Genomic DNA, 16,535 nt, shown 5'->3' with positions numbered 1-16,535 from the left:
CTCGTAATCTAAGGATCAGCGGCGAGGATGCCAAGGGAAAGAGGCGGCCCTGCGGCAATCGCGGTTAGCGACCTCTGTTTCGCGAAGGCTCCGCGTCGAGCACGAGCATTCCCTCGCGCGTCAGGGTGAGGACGGAGCCGGCCAGCGAGCGCCGCGCGCGCCGGCCCTCGCGATGGGCGGCGGCAAGGGCGGCGAGCGCCGTCTCCGCCCGGTCGAGCCGGATCGGCACGTCGGGGCGGCCACGCTGAAGCGCCCGCAGGAGGACGCGCAGCGCGATCTCCTCCGGCTCGGCGAGGAGGTCCCCGAAGGCGATCGAGAGGCCGCCTTCGGGACGGCTCGCGACGAGACGCGCCTCGGCGACGGACGCCGCCGCCTCGAGCGCCCGGTCGGCCCGGCGCAGGCGCTCGGCGAGACGGCCCAGCCGCCGCGCGTCGAGCCCCTCGGCGGCGAGGGGCAGCATCAGGCGCCGCCAGCGCACGCGCGCGAAGCGGGGCTCGGCGTTGGACGGGTCCTCGACGAACGCCCAGCCCCGCGCCCGGCAGGTCGCGACGAGGTCCGCCTTGGCGAAACCGAGGAAGGGGCGGAGATGGAGGATGTCTCCGCGCGCGCTCTCCGGCGCCATGCCCGCGAGCCCGGCGAGCCCCGACCCCGATGCCATGCGCATGAGAAGCGTCTCGGCCTGGTCGTCCGCGGTATGGGCGGTGGCGAGGCGGCGCGCGCCGATCGCGCGGGCATGGTCGCGGAGGAGACGATAGCGCGCGTCCCGCGCGGCCTCCTGGGAGACCCGCCCCGGACGCTCGTCCCAGGTCAGGATCGCGTGGCCGAGCCCGAGCGAGGCGGCGAGCGCGCCTACGGCCTCGGCCTCGCGCCTCGCCTCCGGCCGGAGGCCGTGATCGATTGTCGCGACGAGGAGAAGCGGCCGCCCCGGCTCGCGCGCCCACGAGGCCGCGGCCTGCAGCAGCACCATCGAATCCGGACCGCCGGAGACGGCGAGCAGGATGGCAGAGCCCGCATCGGCGCAGCCGCATGCGGCGAAGGCAGCGGCGAAGGCGGCATCGGGAATGTCCGCGGCCGCAGGACGACGTGTTCGCGGCGCCGTCACCCCTGAGCCTGATCCGAAAGAGGAAGTCCCGCCTTCCTCATGCTGAGGTGGCCGCGGAACGCGGCCCTCGAAGCACGGCTGACGGTGGTGCGTCCTCCGAGGTTCGGCACCCAAGTCGTCTGTTGCCGGCTTAGGCATCCTTCGGCCCGCATCGCGGGATGAGGAGGGAGGACATCCCCGCACAAGCCCTCAGCTCGCGCAGCGCGCCTTCTTCTGCTCCCGGTCGGTGCCCTGTTTCACCGCGGCCGAGGCGGACGGATATTTGCGCCCGAGCTCCGCGAAGGTCGCGCAGGCCTGATCCTTGGCGCCGAGCGAGGCGAGGGAGACGCCGAGCTTGAGCATGGCGTCGGCCGCCCGCGGCGAGCGCGCATGCTCCTGCGTCACCTTGAGGAACTGCTCGGCCGCCTCGCGCGTCCGGTTCTGGCGCAGATAGGTCTCGCCGAGCCAATAGGTCGCCTCCCCCGCGCGACGGTCGCGCGGGCCGGCCTTGATGACGTCGCGGAAGCCGGATTCGGCCTCGGCGTAGCGGCGCTGGGTATAGGCGGCATAGGCCGTCTCGAACCCGCCCTGCGAGGAGGCCGCGGCGCTGCCGGTCGTGGCCGGAGCGCCGGAGCGCTTGGCGAAATCGGGATTGAGGCCCGCGACGCCCTTCGCCTGCGGGCCGAGATCGACCTGACGCGGAGCCGCGGCGCCGCTCGGCGGCCGGTCGCTCTCGATGAGCGCCGCGATGCCGTCGCGGCCGGCCGGCGTGGAGCCGAGCGCCTTGGGCGCACCGGGCGCGGCCGGGCTCGTCTCGGAATCGAAGGCGTCGCTGCGCCGCTGCGGCCGTTCGGGCCTCGGCGCCGGGGTCGGCGGAGCGGCCGAGCGGCCGCCGCTTCCCTTCTGCTCCTGGAAGCGGAACTCGACATCCTCCTGGAAGCGCTTGAGCTGGTCCTTGAGCTGACGGTTCTCGTGGCCGAGCTGCTCGACCTGCCCGGAGAGCTGGCGCATCTGGCCCTCGATGCGGTTCAGCCGCACGAGAAGCTCGGACGCGTCCTGCGCCACCGCAGGGCTCGCCGCGGCGAGAGCCAGGACGAGGCCGACCACAATCCCGAGCCCCCGTCCCGCCCGGAGGCGCCCCGGAAGAAGGCGCATGCGAAAACCCGACCCGTTCATGTTCCCATTTCCGCCCGAAACCGCCGGGCCACCTCGGCCGGACATCCGCCGATGCAACCGGACGGTGGCCGACCATCGTGTCAACTTGATGGAGGAACGCCCGATTCGATACCCGCCGGAGCACGATCCGGCACGGATGACAGGGCGTCGCCGCGCGAGTCGACGAGACGCCGCGCGGATGCCAAAGCAGACCGGCGCAACGAGACCGGCGCGCGAACCGGCCCGGGGAACACGCAATGTCCGGTTGGGAGATGGTCGTCTTTGTCGGCATGGTCGCGACGGCCTTCGTCGCCGTCGTCGCGGTCGCCTGGCGCATCCAGCGGACACGGAATCCGGAGCGGTTCCGCGAGTCGTTCCGCCGGCCGCCGATGCCCGGCAGCCCCAACCACTGGAACCGCCCGCGCTGAGGCCGGTGCCGAGGTCTCGCGATCAGGCCTCGTGGCCGAGGGCGGTCCAGGCCTCTTCGGCGATCACCTGCTCCTCGTCCGTCGGGATCACGACGGCCGCGACCCGGCTGCCCGGCCGGGTGATCGTCTGTGCGTTGCCGGCATTGGCCTGCGGATCGAGATCGAGGCCGAGCCAGGCGAGGCGGTCGCAGATCGCGGCACGGATCGCGGGCTGATGCTCGCCGATCCCGGCCGTGAAGACGAGGGCGTCGAGCCCGCCGAGCGTCGCCGCGAGCCGCGCGACCTCGCCCGCGATGCGCAAGGTGAAGAGGTCGATCGCCTCCTTCGCCGCCGGCTCGGCGCTCTCGAGCAATCGGCGGCTATCCGCGCTGATGCCCGACAGGCCGAGGAGGCCCGAGCGGTGATAGAGGAGGTCCTCGACCTCGGCGAGCGAGCGTCCTCCGGCCCCGAGAAGATGGAGCAGGACGCCCGGATCGAGCGCGCCGCAGCGCGTCGCCATCGGCACGCCGTCGAGCGTCGAGAAACCCATGCTGGTGTCGCGGCTCTCGCCGTCCGCCATCCCGCAGAGGCTCGCGCCGCTGCCGAGATGGGCGGCGACGATCCGCGATCGGGCGAGAGGCGGGGCGCGGCGCGCGAGTTCGCCGGCAATGTACTTGTAGGACAGGCCGTGGAAGCCGTAGCGCTTGATGCCCTCGTCGTGCAGGGCGCGCGGCAGCGCGAAGCGCCGGACGGTGTCGCTGTTCGTGCGGTGGAAGGCGGTGTCGAAGGAGGCCGTCTGGACGAGATGCGGCCAGAGCTCCCGGACCGAACGGATCAGCCTCAGCCCCTGCGGCTGGTGCAACGGCGCGAGCGGGACGAGTTCCTCGATCGCGCCGATCGCCTCCTCGTCCAGCCGGACGGGCCCGGCGAAGCGGTCGCCGCCATGGACGATGCGGTGCCCCGCGACGGCGAGCCGGCCGATATCGACGTGCCGGCCGAGGATCTCCGCGATATCCGCCAGGATCTCCGTCAGGGCGTCGGCCTTCGAGGGGATGGTCGTCTCGAACGGCTCGGGGCCTTCGGTCACGCGCAGCGTGAGCGGATCCTGCCGGAAATCGACGATGCCGCGGGCAACGCGGACCGGCCGGCCGGATTGCGCGCGATAGAGGCCGAGCTTGACCGTCGAGGAGCCGGCATTGAACGTCAGGAGGAGATCGCCGCTCATGCCGCCGATCCCGCCTTCAGCGGCGAGCGGTTCGCGACGATCTTGGCGAGGGCCGCCGAGGCGATGCGGGCCGAGAGCGGATCGGCCCGGCTGGTCAGGACGATCGGGACTCGCGCGCCGAGGACGAGGCCCGCCGCCGTCGCGCCCGCGAAGTAGATCAGCTGCTTCGCCAGCATGTTGCCGGCCTCGAGATCGGGCACGAGCAGGATGTCGGCCTCTCCGGCGACCGGCGAGACGATGCCCTTGGTGCGGGCGGCATCCGGGCTGATGGCGTTGTCAAAGGCGAGCGGGCCGTCGACCCGCGCCCCGGTGATCTGGCCGCGCGCGGCCATCACCGTGAGGGCGGCCGCATCGAGCGTCGCCGGCATCTTCGGGTTCACCGTCTCGACCGCTGCCAGCACCGCGACGCGCGGCTCCTCGATGCCGAGGAGCCGCATGAGGTCGACCGCGTTCTGGCAGATGTCCCGCTTCTGATCGAGCGTCGGCAGGATGTTGATCGCCGCATCCGTGACGATGATGGGCTTGCGGTAGGCCGGCACGTCCATCGCGTAGACATGGCTGATGCGCCTGTCGGTGCGGATGCCCGAAGCGGGACCGACCACGGCGCCGAGCAGTTCGTCCGTATGCAGGCTCCCCTTGACGAGGACGGAGACCTTGCCGGCGACGGCGAGTTCCACCGCCCGCGCGGCGGCGGCGTGGCTGTGCTCGACCGGCTCGATCGGAATGCCCTCGATCGAGACCTGCGCCGCCTCGGCCGCGGCACGGATCTTCCGCTCCGGGCCGATCAGGATGGGGTCCAGCAGCCCCTCCTCCATCGCCTCGATCGCCCCCTTCATCGCGGCGGCGGAGCAGGGATGGACGATGGCGGCCCGCACGGTCGGCAAGTCGCGCGCGCCCTTGACGAAGCTCTCGTAGCGGTCGTGCCGCCGGAGGGTCACGTCCGGCAGCCGCGTCGCCGGCCATTCGATCGGATGCTCCGGGGCGATGACGGTCGCGGTCCCTCGCAGGACCTCCTCGCCGCGCCCGTTGGTGCAGACCGTATCCAGCACGACCCGGCGCTTCGCCTGCTTCTCCCGGACGGTGACGGTCGCCGTCACCGTGTCGCCCGGAGCGACCGGCTTCAGGAAGCGCAGATCCTGCCCGAGATAGATCGTGCCGGGTCCCGGCAGCCGCGTGCCGAGGACGGCCGAGACGAGGGCCGCGGTCCACATCCCGTGGGCGACGATGTGGCCGAAGAGGTCGGTCGCGGCGAAGGCCGCATCGACATGGGCCGGGTTCGCATCGCCCGAGACGGCGGCGAAGAGGTCGATGTCGTCCCGCCCGACCGTGCGGGCGATCGAGGCGGCGTCGCCGGGCTTCAGATCCTCGAAGGTGCGGTTGCGCAGGAAATCCGTCATCGGGCCTCTGTCTCTGGAGCACGCAGGAGCCGGGCGAGCGGGACGCCGGCCCCCTCATGCCCGCTCCGATCCCGCGCGGTCACGCAGCCGCGCATAGGCAGCCCTCGCGGCCGCGGCCCCTCACGAGAAGATCACCTTCCGGAACCGGCTGAGCGCGATGGCGAAATAGGCCGCGCCGATGGCGATGACCTGGGCGAGGTCCGTCCACACGGCACCGAGGCCGGCACCGCGATAGAGCACGCCCTGGGAGAAGGCGACGAAATGCGGCGTCGGGCTGAAGATCCGCATCCCCCATTGCAGCCAGACGGGCATGCTCTCCATCGGCGTCGTCGCCCCCGAGAGGAGCTGGGTGACGACGAAGACCGGGATGGCGAGGAGGCCGAACTGGCCCATCGTCGTCGCGAGCGTGCCGAGCAGGATGCCGAGGGCCGCGACCGAGAAGGCGTAGATCGCAGCCCCCGTCGCGAAGAGAAGCAGCGAGCCGGCGACCGGCACGCCGAGCGCCCATTCCACGATGACCACGAGCGAGACCATCGCGGCGACGAGGATGACCCCGGCATTGGCGATCATCTTGGCGAGCATGATCTCGACCGGCGTCACGGGCATCACGAGGAGGTGCTCGACCGTGCCCTGCTCCCGCTCGCGGATCAGCGCAGCCCCGGTCAGGACGATCGTGAGCAGCGTGATGTTGTTCAGGATCTGCATGACCGAGCTGAACCAGCTCGAATCGAGATTGGGGTTGAAGCGGGCGCGCACGACGAGGTTGATCGGCAGCGCGGTCGTCGTCTCCCGGCCGGCCTTCAGATTGGCGATCTCGCGGGCGATGATCTCCTGGATATAGACCGAGCCGTTGCCGGCCTGGGTCATGGCGGTCGCGTCGACGCTGAGCTGCAGGCCGGTCTGCCGGCCCGCCAGGAGATCGGCCTCGAATTTCGGCGGGATCTCGAGAACGAAGACGAGGCGACCGGAATCCATCGCGGAATCGATCTCGCGCGCCGAGATCCGGTCCACGGTCTTGAAGAGCGGCGGGCCGAAGGCATCGGTCAGCCGACGCGCGAAATCGGATTCGTCCTCGTCGACGATGCCGATCGTCAGGTCGCGCGCCTCGAGCTTGGCTCCGGTCGCGACCGTATAGACGGCGACCGTGAACGTGTAGGCGACCAGGATCATCATCATCCGGTCGGCCCGGATGCTGCGCAGTTCCTTGACCGCCAGCCGGGCGACGTTCTTGAGATGGATGGCGAGCGCGCGCATCTCAGGCCTCCTGCTTGCGCAGGGTGAATTGGGCGGCGACGAGGAAGAGCAGGAAGAACCCCGCCAGCGCGGCGAGGTTGAGCCAAAGCTCCGGGAAGCCGAGCCCCTTGGTGAAGACGCCGACGCTGACCGGCTGGTACCAGGCGGGCGGCATGCTGAGGCCGATCAGCCGCGCCCCTCCGGACAGGGACGAGACGGGCGCCATCAGGCCCGAGAAGTTCACGGCCGGGACGACCGACAGGATCGCGGTGGCGAAGACCGCCGAGACCTGCGTGCGGGTGAAGCTCGAGACGAGCTGCCCGAACCCGGTCGTCGCCGCGACGTAGAAGAGCGTCGCCACGAACAGCACCCAGGCCGGGCCCTTGATCGGCACGTCGAAGACGAACAGGGCGATCAGCGCGAGCATGACGAAATTCGCCATGGCGATGGCGATGTAGGGCAGTTGCTTGCCGAACAGGAATTCGAAGCGGCTGATCGGGGTCGAGCGGAAATTGGCGATCGAGCCCGTCTCCTTTTCCCGCACCACGCCGATCGCGGACATGATGGCCGGGATCAGGATCAGCATCAGCATGATCACGCTCGGAACCATGGCGTTCACGCTCTTGAAGGCCTGATTGTAGCGGAAGCGGGTCTCGATCGCGGCGGCGGTCGGCGCGTGGCTCGACGCGGCGCTCGACGCGGAGAGGTCGCGCGCATACTGGGTCGCGAGACCCGTGACGTAGCCGCGCGTGGTCTCGGCGCGGAAGGGCATGGCACCGTCGAGCGAGACCGACAGCTCGGGCACGCGCCCGGCCATGAGGTCATGGCCGAAGGAGGGCGGGATCTCGATGGCGAGCTGCAATTCGCCGCTCTTGAGGCGCTCTTCGAGTTCGGCGGGGGAGCGGATCGGCGGCCGCTCGTCGAAGTAGCGGGAGCTGGAGAAGGCCTCGACCAATTGGCGGCTCTCGGGCGTGTTGTCCTGGTCGTAGGCCGCGAATTTCAGGTTCTCGACGTCGAAGGAGATGCCGAAGCCGAAGGCCAGCATCAGGAGAAGAGGCCCGAGGAAGGCGAAGGCGAGGCGAATGGGGTCGCGCAGCAGCTCCATCGTCTCGCGGCGCGTGCAGGCCCAGAGCCGGCGCGGATCGAAGCGGCGCGCCGACGGGAGGGGCTGCTCCGAGGGGACGAGCGTCTCGGCGCCGCCCTCCGGCGCGGGCGCGGGTGCGGCATCGTCCATCCCCGCGGCCTCCTTGAGGTAGGAGATGAAGGCCTCCTCCAGCGTCGCCGAACCGCGTTGCCGCACGAGTTCCTGCGGCGTGCCGACCGCGAGCACCTTGCCCGCATGCATGAACGAGATGCGGTCGCAGCGCTCCGCCTCGTTCATGAAATGCGTCGACAGGAAGATGGTGACGCCATCGTCGCGCGAGAGGTCGATCAGCGTGCGCCAGAAGGCGTCGCGCGCGACCGGGTCGACGCCCGAGGTCGGCTCGTCGAGGATCAGCATCGCCGGCCGGTGCAGGACCGCGACGGCGAGTTGCAGCCGCTGGCGGATGCCGAGCGGCAGGCTCTCGGGCCGCTCGTCGGCGACGTCCGCGAGGTCGAACCGCGTCAGCAGCTCGGCGATCCGCGTCGGGATCTCGGCGGCGGGCAGGTGATAGAGCGCGGCGTGCAGATCGAGGTTCTGCCGCACCGTCAGCTCGCTGTAGAGCGAGAAGGATTGCGACATGTAGCCGACGTTGCGCCGGGTCTCCATGTCGTCCCCGCCCATCGGCTGCCCGAACAGCTTCGCCGTGCCGCTGCTCGCCGGCAGGAGCCCGGTCAGCATCTTCATCGTCGTCGACTTGCCGCAGCCGTTCGAGCCGAGGAAGCCGAAGATCTCGCCCCGGCCGATGCGGAAGCTGACATGGTCGACCGCGACGAAATCGCCGAAGCGCCGCGTCAGCCCCTCCGCCTCGATGGCGGGCGTCTCGTCGGCGCTCTCCGTTCGGGGCCTGAGCTCGACCTTGCGGTGGGCCGCCCGCTTCGCCTCCGGCAGCAGGGCGACGAAGGCGTCGTCGAGATCGGCCTCGCCGGTCTTCTCGCGGAGCTCGGCAGCCGTGCCCGTCGCGATGGCCCGGCCGTCATCCATCGCGACCAGCCAGTCGAACCGCGCCGCCTCCTCCATATAGGCCGTCGCCACGATGACGCTCATGGTCGGCCGGCGCGCGCGGATGGAGTCGATCAGGTCCCAGAACTGGCCGCGAGACAGGGGATCGACGCCGGTCGTCGGCTCGTCGAGCACGAGCAGATCGGGGTCGTGGATCAGGGCGCAGCAGAGGCTCAGCTTCTGCTTCATGCCGCCCGAGAGCTTCGCCGCAGGCCGAGCCTCGAAGCCGTCGAGGCCCGTCGCCCGCAGCAGCTCGTCGATGCGGTGCCGGCGCTCGGCCGCGCCCTGCCCGAACAGGCGGGCATGGAAATCGATATTCTCGAAGACGCTCAGCGTCGGGTAGAGATTGCGCCCGAGCCCCTGGGGCATATAGGCGATGCGCCCGCGCTGCTCCTCGCGCTCGGTCGTGACGGCCATGTCGGCACCGAGAACCCGGACGATGCCCGTCTGGATGATCCGCACCCCCGCAACCAGCGCGAGCAAGGTCGATTTCCCGACCCCGTCCGGCCCGATCACGCCGATCATGCGGCCGGCGGGGATGTCGAGGGTCAGGTCGTCGAGAGCGAGGCTGCGGCCGTAGCGGTGCGTCACCGCCGCGAGCCGGGCAACGGGCTCCATGTCGGTCACGGAAGCTTGACGGCCAGCGTCGGCGGCCACGCGACGTCGGGTGCGGTGCGCACGAAGCCGAGCCCGCGCACGCCGGTCTTCACATGGCGATGATATTTGGCGAGCAGGTCGCGATCGACCTGCAGCTTGATGCGGAAGACGAGCTTCTCGCGCTCCTCGGCGGTCTCGACGGTCTTCGGCGTGAACTGGGCGTCGGCGGCGACGAAGCTGACGCTCGCGGGGATCACGAATTGGGGAACCGGATCGAGGATGATCCGCGCCTCGTCGCCGAGCGCGAGCTGCCCCGCCTGGCCGGCGGGCAGGTAGATCGTCATGTAGACATCGGACAGATCGAGGATCGTGAGCACGCGCGAGCCCGCTCCGACCACCTCGCCGGCGCGGGCGAGCTGGTACTGGACCCGCCCGCTGCGGGGCGCGACGAGGACGAGATCGACCAGGATCGCCTTGATCTGCTCGGCATCGGCCTCCGACGCGCGGATGGCGAACTGCGCCTGATCGCGCTGCGCCTCCGAGGCCCGCAAGGCCGCGTCGGCGGCGTCGGCCTTCGCCACGCGCTGATCGTAGACCTGCTTGCTCAGATAGCCCTTCTCGACGAGCTGGGCGCCGCGTTCGGCGTCGGTGCGCGCCAGGGTCTGGTCGCTCTTGCGCTGGGCGATGAGGGCTTCGGCCTCCGCCAGCGCCTGCCGCGCCCGCAGGACCTGCGCCTGGGCGGCCCGCAGCTGGGCCTCGTATTCCGGAGAGGCGATCCGGGCGACGACCTGACCGGCCGTGACCTCGTCGCCTTCCTTGACCGTCACCTCCGCGAGGCGGCCCGGATATTTCGAGGAGACGTCGATCTGGGTCGCCTCGATGCGGCCGTTCGTTTTGACCACCCCTTGCGGCATCGCATCGCCGCGCAGCCGGTCGATCAGCGCCTTCACGCGCGACTGTGCCACGGCCGGCGGCGACACCACGGCGCAAAGCGCGACGGCGACAAGGCTCACTCGGATCAATCGCATGGAAAGGCGGTCCCGTCTGATAGCGGACTTCTTATGCCAGTTTCGTTCCCGGATGCGACAGTCCCTCGGTCGATCAGCGCCCTGCGCGTGGCGGCGAGATGATCGGTCGCATCATGTGACCTCTTTTCCACACCCGGTCGCCTCATCGGACGACCCGCGCCGGCACGGGCGATCGGTCGGCCGGATACCGCTTTGCCGTGGCATGCTCTAAAGCAGGGCGCCGAACCGCACCGCTCCACGAGGAGGCGCGGATCCCAGAGGAAACGGAGACGCCCGTGGACCCGATCCTGGTCGAGAACAGAGGGGGCTGGAGCATCGTCACGCTCAACCGTCCCGACCGGCTGAACGCCTTCAACCCGGACATGCACCGCGCCCTCGCCGAGGCCCTGGACCGCCTCGGTTCCGAAGAGGATTGCCGCGCCATCGTCCTGACGGGAGCGGGCCGCGGCTTCTGCGCCGGCCAGGACCTCGAGGCCGTCGGGACGGATACCGAGCTCGACCAGACCCTCGAGCGCTTCTACAACCCCCTCGTCCGGCGCATCCGCGCGATGCCGAAGCCCGTGATCGCCGCCGTCAACGGCGTCGCGGCCGGGGCCGGGGCCAATATCGCACTCGCCTGCGACATCGTGCTGGCGGCACGCTCCGCGAAGTTCATCCAGGCCTTCGCCAAGATCGCCCTCGTCCCGGATTCGGGCGGGACCTGGTTCCTGCCGCGGCTCGTCGGCGAGGCGCGGGCGAGGGCCCTCGCCCTGACGGGCGAGGCCGTCGGCGCCGACAAGGCGGCCGACTGGGGCATGATCTGGAAGGCGGTCGACGATGCCGCCCTCCCGGTCGAAGCCGAGGCGCTGGCCGCCCATCTCGCGACCCAGCCGACGGCGGCGCTGGCGCTGATCAAGCGCGCCTTCGACGGCTCCGCCGCGAACACCCTCGATGCGCAGCTCGATCTCGAGCGCGACCTTCAGAAGGTCGCCGGCGCGCTGCCGGATTTCCGCGAAGGCGTACAGGCCTTCATGGAGAAGCGTCCGGCCCGCTTCACAGGACGCCCGTCATGAGCGAAGACCTCCCGGATCACGATGCGGACGGGCCGGATGCCGACGAGATCGCGCGCGCCTCGGCCGATGCGATGTGGGCCGGCGACAAGGCGAGCGCGGGGCTCGGCATGCAGCTCCTCGATGTCGGTCCCGGCTATGCGACCATGGCCATGACGATCACCGAGGCCATGACGAACGGCCACGGCCTCGCACATGGCGGGTTCATCTTCCTGCTGGCCGATTCCGCCTTCGCCTTCGCCTGCAACTCGCGCGGCGAGAAGACGGTCGCCCAGCATTGCCAGGTCAGCTTCCTCAAGCCCGGACGCCTCGGAGAGCGTCTCGTGGCGACGGCCCACGAGGTCTTCCAGGAAGGCCGCTCGGGGATCTACGACATCAACGTCTCGGTCGGCGAGGAGACCATCGCCGAGTTCCGCGGCCATTCGCGCACCGTCGGGGGCCGCTGGGTCTGACCCGCCGAGGCGCGGACCGCGCCTCAGGCGTGTTCGAGCGTGAGATGGCGGCCGCGGACCTCCTCGGCAGCCGCCAGTTCCGCACCGCTGCCCTCCCAGACGATCGTGCCGCCGTCGATGATGAGCAGCCGGTCGGCCACGGCCATGCAGACGTCGAGGTTCTGCTCGACGAGCAGCATCGAGAGGCCCGAGGCCTTGAGATCGCGGATCAAGTCGACGAGCCGGTCGACGATGACGGGGGCGAGGCCCTCGGTCGGCTCGTCGAGAAGCAGCACCTTCGGCCCCGTCACGAGGGCACGGCCGATCGAGAGCATCTGCTGCTCGCCGCCGGAGAGCTTGCCGCCCGGCGTCCGCCGACGGCCCGCGAGGGCGGGGAACATCTCGTAGACGTTCTGGATGCTCCAGCGGGCGCCGCTCCGCGCGGCGAGGGCGAGGTTCTCCTCGACCGTCAGCGTGCCGAAGATGCCGCGATGCTCCGGGACGAGCGACAGACCGCGCTTGGCGATCTCGTGGGTCGGCAGACCGAGGACGTCCTCGCCGGCAAAGGCGAGCCGCCCCTCGACCCGCGGCAGCAGGCCGGTGAGCGCACGCATGGTGGTGGTCTTGCCGGCACCGTTGCGGCCGAGCAGCGCGACGAGCTCGCCGTCGCGGATGGTGATGTCGACGCCCTGCAGGATGTGGCTCTTGCCATACCAGCCATTGAGGCCCCGCGCCTCGAGAAGGACGGGGCGGGCGGCGTTGTCGGACGCGGCGCTCATGCCTGGCTCCCGAGATAGGCCTGGCGCACGGCCGGGTCGTTCCGCACGCGCTCGGGCGTGTCCTCGGCGATCTTCTTGCCCTGCGCCATCACGGTGATGAAGTCCGAGATCGACAGCACGACCGACATGTTGTGCTCGATGAGGAGGACGGCCATCCGCTCCTTCAGGCTGACGATCAGCTCCTTGGTGCGGTGGACGTCGTCGATGCCCATTCCCGCCAGAGGCTCGTCGAGGCAGATCATCTTCGGCTGCGCCCCGAGCGCCATCCCGATCTCGAGCGAGCGCTGGGCGCCGTGCGAGAGATCGCCCGAGCGCGTTCCGGCCCGGTCGAGGATGCCGACCCTGCCCATGATCTCCTCGACCTCGGCCGCGATGTCGCCGCGCGCAGCCGGCGAGCGCCAGAAGACCCAGCCCTCGCTGTGATGACGGGCCTGGACCGCGAGGCGCAGATTCTCCGCCACCGTCAGGTTCGGATAGATGTTCGTCACCTGGAACGACCGCGCCATGCCGTAATGGACGCGCCGGTGGGCCGAGGCCTTCGTCACGACGTGGCCGTCGAAGGCGATCTTGCCGGAATTCGGCGGCCTGACACCGGTGACGGCGTTGAAGAACGTCGTCTTGCCGGCGCCGTTCGGACCGATCAGGGCGTGGATCGTGTTCGGCTTGACCGCGATGGACATCGCGGTGAGCGCCTGGAAATCGCCGAAGCGGACGCCGATCTCGTCGACCTTGAGAATGGGATCAGGCATCGGCCGACCTCCCGCCGAAACGCTCCGCAAGACGTCTGCCGATGCTCCACAGGCCGCCCGGCAGATAGAGCACGATCGCGATCAGGAGGAGTGCGATCAGCGCCATCCAGCGCGCCCAGAGCTCGGAGAGAGCCTCGGAGACGAGGGTGTAGAAGACAGAGCCGACGAGGGCGCCGGCCGGAGAACCGACGCCGCCGATGATCGCCATCACGAGGATGCGCTGGCTGATCTCGAGTTCGATGTCGTTCGGCGGCACGAAGCCGAGGAAGGCCGCATGCAGACCGCCGGCGAGGCCGGCGATGCCGCCGGCGATCGCGACGGCCGCGATCTTGTAGCGCTTGACGTCGTAGCCCATCGCTTCCGAACGGCCCTCGTTCTCCCGGATGGCCGTGAGGACGCTGCCGAAAGGCGAGGCGTTGAGCCGCTGGACGGCCAGGAAGGCGAGGAGGAAGGCCCCTGCCGTGAGTAGGTAGAAGGAGAGCGGCGAGCCGATCGGCAGACCCGCGAGGCTCATCGTCCGCGGCAGATCCGTCAGCCCGTTCTCTCCGCCCGTGATGTCCTTCAGCGACAGCATGGCGAAGTAGCCCATCTGCGCGAAGGCGAGGGTCAGCATGACGAAATAGACGCCCTGCCGCCGCACCATCAGGATGCCGAGAAGACCGGCGAGGACGGTCCCCGCCGTCGTGGCGAGGACCAGGGTCGGCAGGAGGCCGAGGCCCGCATCGCGCAGGAGGAGCCCGGTCAGATAGGCTCCGAAGCCGAGATAGAGGCCCTGGCCGAAGGACAGGAGGCCGACGGAGCCGAGCAGCAGCGTCACCGACAGGGTGGCGGTGGCGAAGATCGCGACCTGGCTCGCGAGGGTCGTCGGCACTAGGAACGGCATGACGGCCAGGATGACGACCACGATCGCGGTCGTCAGGTCGGGAAAGCGCCAGGCTTGGGGAGTGGAGGAGGCCATGTCAGAACCGCCCCAGCAGCCCGGCGGGGCGGGCAAGGATGACGAGCGCCATCGCGGCGTAGATCATGAGTTGTGCACCTTCCGGCCAGAGCGTGCTCATGATCGACTGGACGAGGCCGATCAGCAGGCCGCCGACGAGCGCTCCGGAGAGCGTTCCGAGCCCGCCGACGACGATCACGACGAAGGCGATGCCGAGCGCTTCCACGCTCATGAAGGGTTCGACGCCCCGGATCGGAGCGAACAGGACGCCCGCGAGGCCGGCGAGCGCGCCGCCGAGCGCGAAGGTCGCCATGAAGACGCGGTCGACATTGATGCCGAGAAGGCCGACCATCTCGGCGCTCTCCGAGCCTGCCCGCAGGACCGAGCCGAGCTTCGTCTTCTCGACCACGAGCCAGAGCGCGATCGCGACGAGGACGGCCACCCCGACCACGAAGAGGCGGTATGCCGGATAGACGTAGGGCCCGAGGAAGACGATGCCCGAGAGCGCGCTCGGCACCGGGACGTTCTGGCCGAGGGGCCCGAAGATGAGGATGACGATCTCCTGCATCAGCAGCGCGATCGCGAAGGTGATGAGGATCTGCGCCTCGTGCGGCATCCGATAGGTGTGCCGCAGCAGGACCCGCTCGACGACCATGGCAAGGGCCGCCACGGCCAGCGGCGCGATCACGAGAGACAGCCAGATGCTGCCCGTCCACCGGGTCAGCGCGAAGGCGATATAGGCCGCCACGAGGTAGAACGCGCCGTGAGCGAAGTTCACGAAGCGCATCAGCCCGAAGATCAGCGTGAGGCCGACCGAGAGCAGAAAATAGATCATCCCGATGCCGAGGCCGTTCAGGACCTGGAACAGGAGAAGCTGCATCGACATGATGGATCGGGCCAGATGTCAGGATGGAGCGCGCAGCGCCTCATCCCCTAGGGGAACGAGGCAGACCTGCGCGGCGGGGTCGGGCGAGGGGTTCGACACAATCGTCAAGGTCGGGTCTCTTCTCTCATCCGTCGGCGCGTCGACAGCTCCCCGTCCCCGCGTCGGGAGAAGGGGAGCGTCGGCGGCCGGGTCTCGCGTTCGGAGCCGCTCAGCTCATCTTGCAGCCGGTCTTCTCCGGCGGCAGGAAGGCCTTGGTCGCAGCGACGACGTCGGCGAAGTCGTTCTTGTCCTTCATGGCGCTCTTCGCCTTGCCGAGCATCAGGTAGTAGTCCTTGATCACCTGATGATCCTCAGGCCGCACGGTCTCGGTCCCCGTCGGTCCTTCGTAGGTCATGCCCTCGAGCGCCTTGATCACGGCCGGCACGTCGTCGGTGCCCGCCTTCTTGATCCCCTCCAGCAGGACCTGTGCCACGGCATAGCCGCAGGCGTGGAGGTAGTTCGGCACGTCGCCCGTCTTCGCCTTGACGACCTCGGCCACGACGCGGCCGCCGGGGCTGTCGACGCCGTGCCAGAAGTTGCAGCCGAAATAGATGCCGTCGCAATTCTCGGGACCGAGCGCCTGGAACTGATCGAGACCGGTCGACCAGACCGCCAGGATCTTGGTGTTGCGCTTCATGCCGTAGCTGATCGCCTGGCGCACGACGTCGAGCGTCTGGTTGCCGAAGTTGCAGATGGCGAGGACGTCGGGCTGCGCGGCGAGAGCCGTCGCGATGTAGCCGGAATACTCGCGGTCGGACAGCGAATGGTAGCTGTTGCCGACGTGCTGGAGCCCCTTCTCCTTCAGGACGTCCTTGACGTTGGTGAGAAGGCTGTCGCCGAACACGTACTGCCCGGTGATCGTGTACCACTTCTTCGCGTCCGGGAACTTCTCGATCAGCGGCCGGACGGTCGCATTGACGGCGCTGTAGCTCGCCACCGGCCAGCGGAAGTTCGACTTGTTGCAATCCTTGCCGGTCGATTCGTCCGCGCCGGCCATCTGCACGTAGATGCCGCCGCGCGCATAGACCTCCTTCTGCACCGCGAGCGCGATGGCCGAGTTGGTGCAGCCGAGGATGTGCCTGATGCCGCGCTGGGTCATCACTTCCTGCACCCGGCGGACCGCCTCGCCGGCATCGCCACGGTCGTCGATGAGGACGTAGTTCAGCTTCTTGCCGAGAACCGTATCGTACTTCTCGATGGCCCATTTGCTGCCGCTGTTCAGCAGCGTGCCGACATTGGCGAAGGTACCGGACAGCGAGTAGACGGCGGCGATGTCGAGCGTGCCGCCCTGCGCGGAGGCCTGCCGCAGATAGGCCGGCATGGCGAGCGCGGCCGGGGCGGCCGCGAGGCTCTTGAGAATTGTCCTGCGTTCGATCGTCATGGCGAACCCCTCTCTTCG

General features: G+C 69.7%; 15 protein-coding genes. 3 read left to right on the top strand and 12 right to left on the bottom strand.

The features are described from left to right. Positions 1-64: 64 nt before the first annotated feature. Both tilS and ybgF read right to left on the bottom strand, forming a co-directional pair. Positions 65-1,102: a tRNA lysidine(34) synthetase TilS gene (gene tilS, locus EV668_RS12685; protein WP_166652446.1), complete on the bottom strand. Its 1,038-nt coding sequence runs from the start codon at positions 1,100-1,102 to the stop codon at positions 65-67. 189 nt (positions 1,103-1,291) lie between these two features. Next, positions 1,292-2,236: a tol-pal system protein YbgF gene (gene ybgF, locus EV668_RS12680; protein ID WP_133770556.1), complete on the bottom strand. Its 945-nt coding sequence runs from the start codon at positions 2,234-2,236 to the stop codon at positions 1,292-1,294. Positions 2,237-2,493: 257 nt separating this feature from the next. On the opposite strand from ybgF, the gene EV668_RS24795 reads away from it, so the two are divergent. Further along, entirely contained in the window at positions 2,494-2,664 is a 171-nt protein-coding gene (locus EV668_RS24795; RefSeq protein ID WP_166652445.1) for a hypothetical protein, read from the top strand. A 22-nt stretch (positions 2,665-2,686) separates the two neighbouring features. On the opposite strand, the gene EV668_RS12675 is transcribed toward EV668_RS24795, so the two are convergent. From EV668_RS12675 to EV668_RS12655, 5 genes are all read right to left on the bottom strand, one after another. Continuing rightward, positions 2,687-3,868, bottom strand: a complete 1,182-nt coding sequence (locus EV668_RS12675) for an acetate/propionate family kinase (protein WP_133770554.1) — start codon at positions 3,866-3,868, stop codon at positions 2,687-2,689. Then, positions 3,865-5,265 (bottom strand): bifunctional enoyl-CoA hydratase/phosphate acetyltransferase, encoded by a 1,401-nt coding sequence (locus EV668_RS12670; protein ID WP_133770552.1) that lies wholly within the window; start codon positions 5,263-5,265, stop codon positions 3,865-3,867. The genes EV668_RS12675 and EV668_RS12670 overlap by 4 nt, the downstream gene beginning before the upstream one ends. 120 nt (positions 5,266-5,385) lie before the next feature. Then, positions 5,386-6,519 (bottom strand): ABC transporter permease, encoded by a 1,134-nt coding sequence (locus EV668_RS12665; protein WP_133770550.1) that lies wholly within the window; start codon positions 6,517-6,519, stop codon positions 5,386-5,388. Position 6,520: 1 nt separating this feature from the next. Then, positions 6,521-9,259, bottom strand: coding sequence for a ribosome-associated ATPase/putative transporter RbbA (gene rbbA, locus EV668_RS12660; RefSeq protein ID WP_208111532.1), 2,739 nt, complete (start codon positions 9,257-9,259; stop codon positions 6,521-6,523). Between the two features lie 5 nt (positions 9,260-9,264). Beyond that, the gene (locus EV668_RS12655; protein ID WP_133770546.1) at positions 9,265-10,266 is read right to left on the bottom strand and encodes an HlyD family secretion protein; all 1,002 of its coding nucleotides are present in this window, start codon (positions 10,264-10,266) and stop codon (positions 9,265-9,267) included. 275 nt (positions 10,267-10,541) lie between these two features. Here EV668_RS12655 and paaG point away from each other — a divergent pair, with 275 nt between their 5' ends. Both paaG and paaI read left to right on the top strand, forming a co-directional pair. After that, the gene (gene paaG, locus EV668_RS12650; protein WP_133770544.1) at positions 10,542-11,318 is read left to right on the top strand and encodes a 2-(1,2-epoxy-1,2-dihydrophenyl)acetyl-CoA isomerase PaaG; all 777 of its coding nucleotides are present in this window, start codon (positions 10,542-10,544) and stop codon (positions 11,316-11,318) included. Continuing rightward, the gene (gene paaI / locus EV668_RS12645) at positions 11,315-11,767 is read left to right on the top strand and encodes a hydroxyphenylacetyl-CoA thioesterase PaaI (protein WP_133770542.1); all 453 of its coding nucleotides are present in this window, start codon (positions 11,315-11,317) and stop codon (positions 11,765-11,767) included. The genes paaG and paaI overlap by 4 nt, the downstream gene beginning before the upstream one ends. A 23-nt stretch (positions 11,768-11,790) precedes the next feature. Here the strand turns inward: paaI and EV668_RS12640 are convergent, their stop codons facing one another. The 5 genes from EV668_RS12640 to EV668_RS12620 all read right to left on the bottom strand — a co-directional run bounded on the left by EV668_RS12640 (position 11,791) and on the right by EV668_RS12620 (position 16,517). Beyond that, a complete protein-coding gene (locus EV668_RS12640; protein WP_133770540.1) occupies positions 11,791-12,525 on the bottom strand; it encodes an ABC transporter ATP-binding protein in 735 nt (244 codons plus the stop codon). After that, the gene (locus EV668_RS12635) at positions 12,522-13,274 is read right to left on the bottom strand and encodes an ABC transporter ATP-binding protein (protein WP_133770538.1); all 753 of its coding nucleotides are present in this window, start codon (positions 13,272-13,274) and stop codon (positions 12,522-12,524) included. The genes EV668_RS12640 and EV668_RS12635 overlap by 4 nt, the downstream gene beginning before the upstream one ends. After that, complete coding sequence (locus EV668_RS12630) at positions 13,267-14,232, bottom strand: branched-chain amino acid ABC transporter permease (RefSeq protein WP_133770536.1); 966 nt, start codon at positions 14,230-14,232, stop codon at positions 13,267-13,269. Before EV668_RS12630 ends, EV668_RS12635 begins: the two co-directional genes overlap by 8 nt. 1 nt (position 14,233) lies before the next feature. After that, positions 14,234-15,097 carry a branched-chain amino acid ABC transporter permease gene (locus tag EV668_RS12625; protein ID WP_245513142.1) on the bottom strand — a complete coding sequence of 288 codons (864 nt, stop codon included), beginning with the start codon at positions 15,095-15,097 and terminating at the stop codon, positions 14,234-14,236. A gap of 208 nt (positions 15,098-15,305) precedes the next feature. Next, positions 15,306-16,517: an ABC transporter substrate-binding protein gene (locus tag EV668_RS12620; RefSeq protein ID WP_208111531.1), complete on the bottom strand. Its 1,212-nt coding sequence runs from the start codon at positions 16,515-16,517 to the stop codon at positions 15,306-15,308. Positions 16,518-16,535: the final 18 nt, after the last annotated feature.

The organism is Enterovirga rhinocerotis (assembly GCF_004363955.1).
GTDB classification, from domain to species: Bacteria; Pseudomonadota; Alphaproteobacteria; order Rhizobiales; family Beijerinckiaceae; genus Enterovirga; species Enterovirga rhinocerotis.
Note: the sequence above shows the minus strand (reverse complement) of the source record. Positions and strands in the feature narration are given on the sequence as shown.

Coding starts and splice junctions, on each gene's coding strand:
- ybgF (WP_133770556.1), bottom strand. CDS start 2,236: ATGCGCCTTCTTCCGGGGCGCCTCCGGGCGGGACGGGGGCTCGGGATT.
- EV668_RS24795 (WP_166652445.1), top strand. CDS start 2,494: ATGTCCGGTTGGGAGATGGTCGTCTTTGTCGGCATGGTCGCGACGGCC.
- EV668_RS12675 (WP_133770554.1), bottom strand. CDS start 3,868: ATGAGCGGCGATCTCCTCCTGACGTTCAATGCCGGCTCCTCGACGGTC.
- EV668_RS12670 (WP_133770552.1), bottom strand. CDS start 5,265: ATGACGGATTTCCTGCGCAACCGCACCTTCGAGGATCTGAAGCCCGGC.
- EV668_RS12665 (WP_133770550.1), bottom strand. CDS start 6,519: ATGCGCGCGCTCGCCATCCATCTCAAGAACGTCGCCCGGCTGGCGGTC.
- rbbA (WP_208111532.1), bottom strand. CDS start 9,259: ATGGAGCCCGTTGCCCGGCTCGCGGCGGTGACGCACCGCTACGGCCGC.
- EV668_RS12655 (WP_133770546.1), bottom strand. CDS start 10,266: ATGCGATTGATCCGAGTGAGCCTTGTCGCCGTCGCGCTTTGCGCCGTG.
- paaI (WP_133770542.1), top strand. CDS start 11,315: ATGAGCGAAGACCTCCCGGATCACGATGCGGACGGGCCGGATGCCGAC.
- EV668_RS12640 (WP_133770540.1), bottom strand. CDS start 12,525: ATGAGCGCCGCGTCCGACAACGCCGCCCGCCCCGTCCTTCTCGAGGCG.
- EV668_RS12635 (WP_133770538.1), bottom strand. CDS start 13,274: ATGCCTGATCCCATTCTCAAGGTCGACGAGATCGGCGTCCGCTTCGGC.
- EV668_RS12630 (WP_133770536.1), bottom strand. CDS start 14,232: ATGGCCTCCTCCACTCCCCAAGCCTGGCGCTTTCCCGACCTGACGACC.
- EV668_RS12625 (WP_245513142.1), bottom strand. CDS start 15,097: ATGTCGATGCAGCTTCTCCTGTTCCAGGTCCTGAACGGCCTCGGCATC.
- EV668_RS12620 (WP_208111531.1), bottom strand. CDS start 16,517: ATGACGATCGAACGCAGGACAATTCTCAAGAGCCTCGCGGCCGCCCCG.